Source organism: Mesomycoplasma dispar (assembly GCF_000941075.1).
Classification (GTDB): Bacteria; Bacillota_I; Bacilli_A; order Mycoplasmatales; family Metamycoplasmataceae; genus Mesomycoplasma; species Mesomycoplasma dispar.
Map to the genome: position 1 here is coordinate 995,693 of NZ_CP007229.1, position 13,134 is coordinate 1,008,826.

Annotated in this window: 7 protein-coding genes; 5 read left to right on the plus strand and 2 right to left on the minus strand. The window is 31.5% G+C overall.

What is annotated here, in order from left to right:
• The first annotated feature begins 110 nt into the window (after positions 1–110).
• The 3 genes from MDIS_RS03580 to MDIS_RS03590 are packed head-to-tail and all read left to right on the plus strand — an operon-like array spanning position 111 to position 7,447.
• Entirely contained in the window at positions 111–1,031 is a 921-nt protein-coding gene (locus MDIS_RS03580; protein WP_044635672.1) for an NAD(P)/FAD-dependent oxidoreductase, read from the plus strand.
• 16 nt (positions 1,032–1,047) lie between these two features.
• Positions 1,048–4,464, plus strand: coding sequence for a P97 family adhesin (locus MDIS_RS03585; protein WP_044635673.1), 3,417 nt, complete (start codon positions 1,048–1,050; stop codon positions 4,462–4,464).
• A 7-nt stretch (positions 4,465–4,471) separates the two neighbouring features.
• On the plus strand, positions 4,472–7,447 hold the full coding sequence (locus MDIS_RS03590) for a P110/LppT family adhesin N-terminal domain (protein ID WP_169742478.1): 2,976 nt from the start codon (positions 4,472–4,474) through the stop codon (positions 7,445–7,447).
• A gap of 5 nt (positions 7,448–7,452) precedes the next feature.
• Here MDIS_RS03590 and MDIS_RS03595 read toward each other — a convergent pair whose 3' ends face one another.
• Positions 7,453–9,531: an ATP-dependent Clp protease ATP-binding subunit gene (locus MDIS_RS03595; RefSeq protein WP_084217566.1), complete on the minus strand. Its 2,079-nt coding sequence runs from the start codon at positions 9,529–9,531 to the stop codon at positions 7,453–7,455.
• A gap of 175 nt (positions 9,532–9,706) precedes the next feature.
• On the opposite strand from MDIS_RS03595, the gene tpiA reads away from it, so the two are divergent.
• Together tpiA and rpsO are read left to right on the plus strand one after the other, a co-directional pair.
• Positions 9,707–10,435, plus strand: a complete 729-nt coding sequence (gene tpiA, locus MDIS_RS03600) for a triose-phosphate isomerase (RefSeq protein WP_044635674.1) — start codon at positions 9,707–9,709, stop codon at positions 10,433–10,435.
• Positions 10,436–10,559: 124 nt separating this feature from the next.
• The gene (gene rpsO / locus MDIS_RS03605; RefSeq protein ID WP_044635807.1) at positions 10,560–10,826 is read left to right on the plus strand and encodes a 30S ribosomal protein S15; all 267 of its coding nucleotides are present in this window, start codon (positions 10,560–10,562) and stop codon (positions 10,824–10,826) included.
• A 211-nt stretch (positions 10,827–11,037) separates the two neighbouring features.
• Here rpsO and fusA read toward each other — a convergent pair whose 3' ends face one another.
• Positions 11,038–13,122, minus strand: coding sequence for an elongation factor G (gene fusA / locus MDIS_RS03610; protein ID WP_044635675.1), 2,085 nt, complete (start codon positions 13,120–13,122; stop codon positions 11,038–11,040).
• Positions 13,123–13,134 lie beyond the last annotated feature (12 nt).

Genomic DNA, 13,134 nt, shown 5'->3' on the forward strand with positions numbered 1-13,134 from the left:
CTTGATAAATTTATTAGAAAATCGATATTTTTTGCCATTTTTACGATTTAAATATTATATAATTATTATAATATAGTTTCATAAAAAATATTTTGAAAGGGTTTTTGAAAATGGAAAGTTATTATGATGTAATAATTATTGGCGCTGGACCTGCAGGTTTAACGACTGCACTTTATGCTTCGCGCGGAAATTTAAAGGTTTTGATTTTAGAAAAAGGCGCTCCAGGTGGTAAATTAGTTTCACAATCAAAAATTGAAAATTGACCTGGTGATGAGATAATTGATGGCGCAACTTTAGCGCTTAGAATGTACAAACACCCTTTAAAATTTGGTGCAAAACACCGTTTTTGCGATGTCGACTACCTTGAGACAAATAGTGAATTTGAACATACAGTTTATTGCAAAGATGGCAAAACTTTTAACGGAAAATCCGTTGTTATCGCTTCTGGAATGGTTGAAAGAAAACCACTTGATATTAAAAATTACCTTGAATTTGAAGGCAAAGGCGTTTCTTATTGCGTTGTTTGCGATGGTCCTTTTTATGCAGGAAAACCTGCAATTGTTATTGGTGGCGGAAATTCTGCTGTCGAAGAATCAAGTTTTTTAGCCTCAATTGCTTCTAAAGTTTATGTTTTAGTTCGCGATTCACAGTTTAATGCCGAACCAATGCTGATCGAGGATTTGAAAAAAAATAAAAATGTCGAAATTCTTTTTAACACAAAAGTTTTAGAACTGCAAGGTGATCAGGAATTAAAATCGGCAATTATTGAAAGCAACGGCGAAAAAAAAACTTTAGAAATCAGTTCACTTTTCCCTTACATCGGTTTTTTACCAGCAACAAACTTTTTGCATAAAAACCATAAAGAAATTCTTGATAAAATTAATTTCATTAGTGTTGATCGTTATGGCCAATCAAAAATTCCTGGAATTTATGCAGTTGGCGATGTTGTGACAAAAGATATAAGACAAATTGTTACCGCCGCAAGTGATGGCGCAATTGTAGGTAAAATTTTAACTAATCGAATTAAATAATTAAGGTGTTTGAAACGTGAAAATAGTTAAAAAGATACAGAAAACAAAACGTTTATCGAGAAAGTCAAAAATTCTTTTAGGTTTAGGTATAAGTTCATCTTTTCTTGCAGTTTTAAGCGTTTCCCTTGCAGCATCTTATGGTTTTGCCTTAATTAAAAAAAAATCATACGAAACAACAGTTGATGATTTAAATAAACTTACATCAAAAATTAATGCCTTAAGTTTTAATGCGCAAAAAATTTCACCTTTTTCCACTTATGCAACTTTAAAAAATGACTGAAAAACAATAAAAAATTCTGAAAAAAACGGTGAATTCTTCGATTTTTACACTCTTGAATACAAAAGATTACAACCCTATAAACTACCAAACGGAATTTGGGCTGAATTCACAAAAATTGAACCCGATGATGCAAATCAGCAATTTAATGTCGAATTTGTGCTTAAATCTTATAACGGTTCAAGAATTATAAAATCTGACATCAAAACCGATAAAGTTGCTATAAATCCTAATTCTACTTTTTTTTTAGAAAATTTTTATCAAGCACTCCAAATTGACTTGAAAAATGTTACACCTTTTTCGCGAACTGACAAAGATAAAAAAAGCCCAAGTATTTGACTTGCAACCGATTTTCTAAACGAAATCAACGTTGAACCAACAGCCGATGATGCAATTAAAAAAATCCGCGAATTTTTCAATTTTGACTTTGATTCAGTATTAAAAAACAAAAATTTTAGCATAAAACACAATAATAGTTTAGTTTTTCCTTACAAAATTGAAATTCTAAAGAATAGCGATAATACTTGACTAAAACCAAGCCAACTAAACTCTGATTTTCTCGAAATTCAAGGAAAAATTAGCTTTACCGATGAAGCCAAAAAGGTTTTCCCAAAAAATTTCAACACCAGCATAACTAAAAATTTTAATTTTTTACTTTATGACTCAAGTAAAAACGAATCGGCTTTTGCTAACCCGAAATTTTTCATTAACATTCCAAAATTAGTTGAACTAAAAGTTGAAAAATTTTCTAGCGAAAATCCAGAAGGCAAAACTGATTCTTCACAAAAATCAATTTCTTGAGTTTATAATTACCTTAAATATAAAGAAAAATCAACCTTAAAAACTTCTGATGAAGCAAAAAAAGCACTTAATTCCCTTCTTAAAAGTGATTTAAAACTTGATTTTGGCGAGTATAGCGATTTAGAACAAAAAATCAAACAAAAATTTGACTACCAAATTCTAGTTGATAAAATTCGTTTCGATGCCGACGGAGAATCATCACTAATCTACATTCCTTTTGAAATCAGTTATCCTCTTGATGAAAAAAAGCAAAACAAATTAAAAACTGAAACAAAAATCTTATTGAGAAACTTTAAAAATTCAACTTCACAACCAAGTTCAGTGTTCGATTCTAAAGCTTTTACAACAATTCCAGTCGTTAATTTAAAATACATCAAAGACAAAAACCAAAATGACAGCAACGAAGTTTATCAATCTTTTGAATCAGTTTCAAAAGTTGAACTAGAAAGATTATTGGCAGCAAACCAGCACGAACAAATTTATGATATTTTAACTGATTCTTCCAAATTTAACATAACTTTTCCAGAAAGAGAAATTTTAGACTCCTGAATTTCTAGTTACGATTTCCCATCAGTTGAAGAATTTTCAAAAAGAACTTTAGTAGCAAAAACACTTGAAAATGGCACAGAAACTCAACCTTTTTTCAAAAACAACCAAGAATTTCTATTTTTCACAAAGAAAATTTTAAATCTGCCAAAAGAAGAAGCAAAAAAATATCTCGACATTCTTTTTAAAGCGCTCACAAAAGAAGAAGAGAAAAAAGCTGAAAAAAGTACTGATGAATCACAAAAATCAGCAGAACCAGGTGGAGATTCTACAACTAATTCAGCAGTTACAACTCAATCGGTTGCTGTAAAAGTTAGAAAATTTCAGGAAACAGAAGCGCAAAGTCCGCAGAATTCAAGCCAAGAAAATGGGCAAAACGGAACAGTACAAAATGGTCGATCAGATTCGTCTCCAGCTAAACCTGCTGATTCTGAAAGTTCAGAATCTACACAAGGCGATCAAAAAACCAATCAAGAATCAGATTCAGCACCTGAAGAAAACACAAAAGCAACTGAATTTAACGACAAAATTGTCGCAAATCTTCGAAGTCAATATTTAGTTTCCGCCTTTAAAGATTTAATTTCTAAAATTGAATCTTTAAAAGTTGATCCTGAAAAAAAGAATCAAGAATTAAATACTGAAAATTTTACAGATTTATTTATCGAATCTTATAAAAACAGCGATTTAGTTAGTCAGTTTGACAATTTCGGCGAAAAACTTAACTATAACATCGTTTTTGTTGCTGGTCAAGATAGTGAGAAATTTAGTGAAGATGAAAAAATAAACTCACCTAATCCAAATTCAAGTGGTTCTGATTCACAAAAAAATGCTGAAAATGAAGGGAATTCCGACGAAAGCAGCCCTTCAGATTCTAATAGTGGCACCGGAAATAAAAGTGCCGAATCTGCAGACGGTTCAACTGGAAACCAAACAGAACAATCTCAAGACGGAACAACTCAAAATGTTTTAGTAAAAAATAAAGTTACTCTGTTCCAAAATGGTGATACTTCTGGTGGTGATAACAGTGGTCAAGTTGGTAATTCTAGCGACGCGCAACAAACAGGCCCAAATTCTGAAACTAAACCAGAGCAGGAAACCGAGACTTTCAAACTCGGTTATTATTACACTTTCACATCTGGAAATGGTAACAAAATTGTCTTTAGAACACCGGTTAATTCTATAAATTTAAAGGTTTTTTTAGCTGAAAAACCTGGAATCACACTTGAAAAATTGTCTTATAATGTCTTGAATTTTCCACAAAAACTTTTAACATTACAGTTAGCAGATTCTAATTTTGCAACTGCGGACACTATTAACAAAAGTGTTGAAGACATTCTGAAAACTGAATTTAACAATCAAGATAAAGATTTTGAAAAAACAACTGAAAGTTTTAAAAAACTTTTTGGAAACAAAACTTTTGTCAAAATTTATCCTTTATTAAGCGGAAATGGTCTTGTTTATAAAAAAGATAGCGTATTTAAAGATAAATTTGGAAACATTAAAATCAGATTTACTGTTAAAGACCTAACTCCAGAAGAACAGAAAAAAATTGTTTTACCAAATATTTTAGAGACTGAAAAACCGCAAAACGAAGGAGAAGCAACCGAACCTTCGCCAGCAGCACCAGTCGCTCCAGCTGCTCCAGCGCCCGCCGCACCCCCAAGTACTCCAGCGGCTCCTTCTGGATCTGGTTCCACAACTTCCCAACTAAAAAACGAACTCGAAAAATTCACTCCACAAGAAAAAGAAGCAAAATATCCACTTGTTTTCACAGTAATCAAGTCAAATAAACAACAAATAAGAAACTAGGTTAAATATGAAAAATACTAAAACACAATCTAAAACGGAAACTAATAATACCAAAACCAAAATCGTTAATAAGGTTTCAAATAAAAGATCTTTAATGATAATGGCGACTTGACCAATCGCTGGAATTGCTGTTTTAGGTTTTTCTTTTTTAACTTTTTCGCTTGTTGAATCAAAATATTATTCAAAAGTGGACGGGCGAAATTTAGTAACAACTGATTTAAGTCAAAGGGGAATCCAGTTAACAAGTCAGCAATTTGCTAACATTGTTGACAAAATGGAAATTGATAAAGATTTTGCTAAGTATTCAGCGAGCCAGATTCTTGAATTAGCTCGTAATTCACAGTCTAATTTTCGTTTAATTAACATTTTTAACCTTGGTGATTTCAGCTCAAGATACCCTTTTTTAAAACTTAACATCAACCCGATTGAAAATTCAGATGTCGAAGATAAAACTTTAACAACAAAGGTTGTTAATAATAATTTAGTCAACGTTGTTTTTACCGCACATGACCAATTAACAAATAAAACTTATTCGAAAGTTCATTCAATTCGTGGTTTTGAAGGAAAAGGTGATATCCCTTTTATTAATTTTAATGTTGATCAGCAAAAATCATCCTTTATTTTACACACAGTTGAACCAACAAAAAAATGAAATGTTCTTTCTTTTGTTGATAGTTTAAATAACGAATATAAAAAAACAAAGAATGCGAAAACTACCCTTGAAAAATACGGTTCTTTTTTACTACTTGATTCAAATGATGTCGTTATTGACTTTCCAGATAAAACCAGATTTGATTTCCAAACCGATTCTAATGGAAACATAATTTTTAAAAACATCAAAGATTCAACAGGTAATTTATGAATCCCGTTTGATATTTTCGATGAGCAAAACAAAAAAATTCGCTCTTTTGATTTAAAAGTCGGAAATTTACTAGATTATAACGAAATTAATAATTATCTGAATAATTTATTAAAAAACAATGATGATTTAATTGTGCTAAAAGATGAAAAAATTCAGGAAATGGTTGCCAAAAATGTTTCTTTATCAACTTTTTTAATTAGTAATTCTGGGATTCGTCACTTTTTTGATACCACCAAACTAGATTCACTATTCACAAATTCCTTACCTAATTTTGGAATCAGGTTAATCACTGCGAACAGACAATATGACCGACTTGGACAAGTTGATTTAATGATTCAAATGAACTTTAAAGCTAAAACCAATTTAAGCCCCTCTGAAAATCAAAGTTCTGGAGAAAATCAGGCGCAAAAAGCAACTGAAGAATCAGAAGGAAAAACTGAAAAAACACAGCCTGAATCTGAATCACAAGATGGAACTGCACCAAAAACTCAAAGCGACTCCGCCACTGAAAATCAAGTTGTTCAAAATCAAAAAACATTGAAAAATACAGCATCTTTATTCCAAGAAGCCGAAGTTCAACCTGAAAATCAAGTTGAAAAACCTTCTGTACAAACCGAAGATGAACTTGAAGTACAAAAAAATTACCGTGACTTTAATTTCATTTATACCTTAAAACCTTTTAAAGATTTACCGCAACGATATTTAAATTCGGCGATCAAAGATAACGATTATTATGTAATTAAAGATAAATTTAATTATCTTAATGGTAGTGAAATTATCAATAACCTAAAAACAATTAATGCTAGTTTTTATTCTTTTGAAGAAAATAAAGACACAAATAAAGGTTATGAAATTGTTAATTTAACAAGCAGTCCCACTTATGATAGTTTAACAAGTCAAAAAGCAATTGTAGCGTGATTTAAAGACTTTTTTAATGATTCGCTTGAATTTCCAAGTTGAAAAAAAACAAAACCAACAGAAAAACCTGAAGAAATTTTAGCAGAAATTTTTGCTAAAATGAATAACATAATTAATTCCAAACAAATTTTTTCTTATGGAGTTAAGTACAATTTATTCTTTGATAATTTAGCTCGCGAACTGAAAATAACCATCAGCATTCATGATAAATTCAACAAGGTTTTAGGTAAAAAAGTTGTTAAACTTGCGGGGTTAGCGCCTGCAAATCCGCCACTTTTTGTTGCAAAACAAAATTTAGCAACCTTTTTCATTGATGGTGGTGGCGGATATAAACTTAAAGATCAGAACAATTTTGCATCACCAAAAAATATAGAAGCCTTCAAATCAATAACAAATCCACAAGTTTTGATTACAACTGTTAAAAATCAAACAACAAATAGTGATAAAACTATTAAACTTGTCAAGAACGGCGAAGTTTTACACCCAAGTTTGAATGATGAGCCTCTCAAATTTGTATATCAAACTGAAGAGAATAAAGCTTATGAAGATGTTACTTTTGATGAAAAAAAGCCTTTCTTTTTCGGGTTTTCTGTTCAAAATAATTTAGAAAATGGCAAGCACAAAGTTCTTTTAAGTTTTAGTAAAAAGGAAACTGGAACAACAGAGAATAACAATAATAATTTGATTTGAATGAAAAGATTTGACAAAAAAAGTGAAGTAAAGCCACAAATTTCTGATGATTCAAGCGAAATTCCTGATGATTCGCCAGTTTGAGTGATTGGTGTTTCGAAAAAAAATGAAATAGCAACAGCACAAAATGGTCAACCGCCTAAAAAAATTATTGGAATTTTGCCTGTTGAAGACGGACAATTTACAAATTTTGTACTTTCTTATAACGGATTTAGTGAAAATTCCGCAACTAGCGGCGCAGGACAAGGAACTTCGACCAACAAAAAAATAAAAGTTAAAATTGCTAGTTCAAAATCAAAAAACCAACCTGAAATTGAATTAGAAGAAGATTTTTGAGGAACAACTCAAACATCTGGAACCGCCCAAACCAATAATTTATCCCTAATTCTTGGCGATTCAGAAAATAAAAGTACTGTAAATTCAGAGGTTTTATTCAGATTTTTCACTCAATTTCAATATGAATTTTCTGATAAAAAAACTTTTGAAGAAGCTTTTAACAACTCTTTAAAATAACAGAATTAATCTTCTTGTTTTTCTAAACACACTTTGTTTTCTTTAAAAAACAAAGTGTGTTTTTTATCATTTTCAATTTCTTTTGCAACAATTTTCTGGGCAACAAAGTTCTCGATTTGCTTTTTAATAAATCTTTTAATCGGTCTTGCTCCAAAATTTCTTTCATAACCTGATTGAATAATTCAGTCAATAATCGATCTGTCAAATTCAATTTGGAAATTATTTTCTTTTAGTCGCTTTTTAAAATCTTCGAGTTCTAACTGAATAATTTCAGAAATTACGTCGGTATTTAAAGCATCAAAAGCAATTATTTCATCAATTCTATTAATAAATTCTGGCTTTAAATACTTCAGTAATTCGCTTTTTATCACAAAATCATCGATTTTTTTACCATCAAGAATTTCTAATGCGCCAATATTTGAAGTCATAATTATAATTGTGTTTCGAAAGTTCACCTTTCTTGATTTGCTATCAACTAATTCGCCGTTATCAAGAATCTGTAAAAAAATGTTAATAACTTCAGGATGTGCTTTTTCAATTTCATCAAGTAAAACAATCGAATATGGATTTTGACGCACTTTGTTTGTTAAAATTCCACCTTGTTCAAAACCAATATAGCCTGGCGGAGCCCCAATTAGCTTGGAAACACTGTGTTTTTCCATATATTCTGACATATCAAGGCGAATTATTTGGTTTTTATTATCAAATAAATTAAGCGCTAAAGCGCGAGCAAGTTCAGTTTTTCCAACTCCAGTTGGTCCCATAAATAAAAAAGAAGAAATTGGTCTTGCTTCATCGTTAATTTTTGCCTTAAAACGTAAAATCGCACTTGCAACCGCTTTGATTGCCCGATTTTGGCCTTTAATAACCTTTGCAAGATTTTGTTCTAAATTCAAGTACTTTTCAATTTCAGATTCTAAAAGTTTTTCTATTGGGATTTTAGTCCAACTTGCAACCACTTTTGCAATATGATTTTCATCTAAAACATTGGAAATTTGCTGTTGATTTTCCCTTGCTTTTTCCAGTTTGGCACTTATTTCTGGAATTTTTACATACTTTATTTGCGAAGCGTCCTGATAATTGCCCTGATCCATTAGTCGATTTTGTTCGTATTTTAACTTTTCAAGTTCAAGCGAATATCTGGCAATTTCTGATGCTGATTTTTTTGAATCATCCCATTCTTTTTGCATTTTTTTCACTTCAACTTCAAGATTTTCAATCTTATTTTGAAGTTCAGAATCATCCTGATTTTGTGAATTTATTTGCTCCATCTTTAAATAAATAAGTTCACGTTTTGCTTTTTCGAGTTTTTCAGGTTGATAGTTAATTTCCACTTTTAAAGAAGCAGCTGCTTCATCGACTAAATCGATTGCCTTATCAGGCAAAAATCGGTCAAAAATGTAGCGATTTGCTGCTTTTGCCGCAAAAACTAGTGCTGAATCACGGATTTTTACTTGATGAAAATTCTCAAGTCTTTCTTTGATTCCCCGTAAAATATTAATTGTATCAATAACAGAAGGTTCAGAAATTTCCACTTTTTGCATTCTTCGTTCAAGCGCACCATCTTTTTCAATATAAAGTCGATACTCCGAATTCGTTGTTGCCCCGATTAATTTAATACCGCCACGCGCCATAATTGGTTTTAAAATATTTGCAAAATCCATTGAATCAGCACCAGATGAGCCTGTACCAATCAAGAGATGAATTTCGTCAATAAAAATAATAAGTTCGTCTGATTTTTGTTCAATTTCTTGCAAAATTGCTTTAATTCTCTTCTCAAATTCACCCTTAAACGAAGCTCCAGCAAGAATTGAAGTTAGATCAAGTTCAAAAATTTGCTTGTTTTTCAAGTTATCAGGTACTTGATTTGCAATAATTTTTAGCGCCATTCCTTCAACAATTGCTGTTTTCCCGACTCCAGGTTCGCCAACTAAAACAGGGTTATTTTTTGTTTTTCGAGATAAAATTTTAATTATTCGTCGAATTTCAGAATCTCTACCAATTACAGGCTCAATTTTATTTTCCTTTGCTAACTTTGTTAAATTTCGCGCATATTTTTCTAGGTTTTCAAGTTTTAAATGCATTTTTTTCCTTTTAATTTTCATTTTAAATTTTAAATCAACAATATTATAACATATTTTTTGGCACTCTTTGATTATAAGTGCCAAAAAAATCATTTTAGATATACTTTAAAAATTAAAAAGTCTTTATTTGCTTACTTTTTTTACAAATTTATGCTATAATTTATTGTTAATTATTATGAAAAAAATTATTATCGGAAACTGGAAAATGAATAAAACAGCGAGTGAAACACGTGATTTTATTCAAAAGTTTGACTTTTTCTACAACCAAAATTTAAATAAAATTAAGGATGATTTAGACTTCGCGATCGCTCCAAGTTTTACTTCTTTGCCTTTAATATCAACATCTAAAACTAAAAAATTAAAAATTGCTGCGCAAAATCTTAACAGTTTTGATTCAGGTGCTTTTACTGGCGAAATTAGTGCAAAAATGTTACAAGATTTATCTGTAAATTATGTTATAATTGGTCATTCCGAGAGAAGAACTATTTTTAAAGAAACAAACGATGAATTAGCAAATAAAATCTTTCAAGCACAAAAACATAATTTAGTTCCTGTTTTTTGTGTTGGTGAAAGTCTTTCAGAATTTGAGACAAACCAGACTGAAAAAGTAATTATTTCACAAATAAATGCTGTAAAAAACGTAATAAATTTCGAAAAAGCAATTATTGCTTATGAACCAATTTGGGCAATTGGAACAGGAAAAACTGCAACTGCTGAAATTGCTGAAAGAGTTTGCAGACTGATTAAAGTGAATTTTGGTGAAAATATCACCGTAATTTATGGCGGATCTGTAAATTCAAAGAATATTAACGAGTTACTCTCACAAAAAAGTATTGACGGCGCACTTGTTGGTGGTGCTTCACTGGATCCCGAAGAGTTTGTTAGAATTTTAATTAACTCTTAATTTCTTGTTTTTTTGCTTTTTTATTGTATAATTATCTCTACATTGATTTATTGCTTGGTTTTAATAGTTTCGCGGATTAATGCTAGGTTTTAAATTTAATTTATTTAACTTAAAGGATTTAAAAATGATTTCAAAAGCGAGAAAAAGTGAACTGATTTTAAAATTTGGTAAAAGTCCAAAAAACACTGGTGATACTAGCGTTCAAATTGCGCTTTTAACCGAAGATATCGAAAGATTAAAAGTTCATTTTGCAAAAAACAAAAAAGATAATCACTCAATGCGTGGTTTCATTGCAAAAGTTAATAAACGTAAAAAACTTTTGAATTATTTGAGAACCAAAAATTTTGATTCTTACAAAGAAACAATTGAAGCATTGAATATTAGAAAATAATTTTTTAGATTAATATAAAAGTTAACACATTTGTGTTAACTTTTATCGTTATTTCAAGTTGTTTTACACGGTTTTTTAACTTTATTAAATATGAAATTTAGTTTTGCAAATAAAACTAGAATTTATACTATTTTTTAAAAAAAATCACAACAATATTTTTTGCTGTGATTTTAAAATTTAGTTAGAAAGATGTAAGAATTTATAGACTTTTTTAGTCGTCTTCTTTAATCGCTCTTTGTTTTACGATCACATCGGAAATATTTTTAGGCACTATTTCGTAATGATCGAATTGCATTTGGTAAGTTCCTCGACCTGAAGTCATTGAACGTAATTGGGTAGAATATCCAAACATTTCTGCAAGTGGAACATGACCACGGATGACATTAGCGCCATCAGAACGTGTTTCTTGTTCGCGAACCAACCCACGACGACGGGATAAATCTCCCATTACATCTCCAGCGTATTCAGAAGGTGCGAAAACGGAAACATCCATAATTGGTTCTAAAAGCACTGTTCCTACGGCATCGCGAGCACGAGAAAGCGCTTTTGATGATGCGATTTTAAATGCCATTTCGGAAGAATCGACTTCGTGGAATGAACCATCGAATAAAGTTGCCCGTAAATTAATTAAAGGATAACCTGCCAAAATTCCAGCTTGCATTTTTTCCTCAAGACCTTTTTGAATTGATTTAATGTATTCTTTCGGAATTTTTCCACCGACAATTTTGTCAATGAATTCAAATCCTTCTTCTGGATTTGGTTCAAATTTGATTCAAACATGACCATACTGACCACGTCCACCGGATTGTTTGATATATTTTCCTTCAACTTCGGCTGATTTTGTAATTGTTTCACGATAAGAAACTTGCGGTTTTCCAACCCGAGCTTGCACATTGAACTCTCTCTTTAGGCGATCAACGATAATATCAAGATGTAATTCACCCATTCCGGCAATAATTGTTTGTCCCGTTTCAGTGTCGGTTCAGGTTTTAAAAGTTGGGTCTTCATTTGCTAATTTTTGCAATGCATTTGCTAATTTTTCAACTTCAGCTTTTGAAAATGGTTCAAGTGACTGGGAAATAACAGGTTCTGGGAAGTTCATTCTTTCAAGAACAAAAGTTTTTGATTTTTCGGAAATTAAGGAATCACCAGTTGTTGTATCTTTTAGTCCAACAAAAGCACCAATATCTCCAGTTCTTACTTCGTCAATTTCTTCACGAGAGTTGGCATGCATTGCCAAAATACGGCCAACACGTTCTTTTTTACCTTTAGTTGAATTAATTATATAAGTTCCTTTGCTTAAAACTCCAGAATAAACACGGAAAAATGTAAGCGAACCAACGAAAGGATCGTTCATAATTTTGAAAGCGAGCGCTGAAAATTCTTGGCCATCACTAGCTTCAATCGTAATTTCTTCTTCATCACGAAAAGCTTTGATTGGCGGAACATCAACAGGTGAAGGTAAATAATCAATAACAGCATCGATCATTTTTTTTACACCTTTATTTTTGAAAGAAGAACCGCAAACAACAGGGAAAAAATCACCTGTAATTGTTGCTTTTCGAATTGCGGCTCTTAATTGTTCAGCCGAAATTTCTTTTTCTTCAAGCAAGTCGTTGAAAAGATTCTCATCATAGTCAGCAACTGCTTCGGCTAAAGCAAGACGCATTTCAGTCGCTTTTTCGAGTAAATCTGCAGGAATTGGAATTTCGTATTCAACTTCCTCTTTTTGCCCATCGTAATTGTAGGCTTTCATTTCAACGAGATCGATTACACCGCTAAAATCAGCCTCAGCACCAATATTTAACTGAATTGCAACGGCATTTCCGTTTAATTTTGTACGAACAGATTCAATTGATGCCTCAAAATTAGCGCCAGCTTTGTCCATTTTGTTAACATAAACAACGCGCGGAACGCCGTAATTTGTTGCTTGTCTTCAAACAGTTTCAGTTTGTGGTTCAACGCCAGATTGAGCATCTAAAACTGCAACGGCTCCATCTAAAACTCTCAATGAACGTTCGACTTCGACAGTAAAATCAACGTGACCGGGTGTATCGATAATGTTGATTCTTTTTCCTTTTCAAAAAGCGGTTGTTGCTGCTGAAGTTATCGTGATTCCACGCTCTTTTTCTTGTTCCATTCAGTCCATTTGGCTAACCCCATCGTGAGTTTCACCAATTTTATGAATTTTTCCTGTATGGAATAGAATTCTTTCAGTTGTTGTTGTTTTTCCGGCATCAATATGCGCCATAATCCCAATATTGCGATAATCTTTTAGTTCAAATTTTCGTGCCATAATTCTAAATTC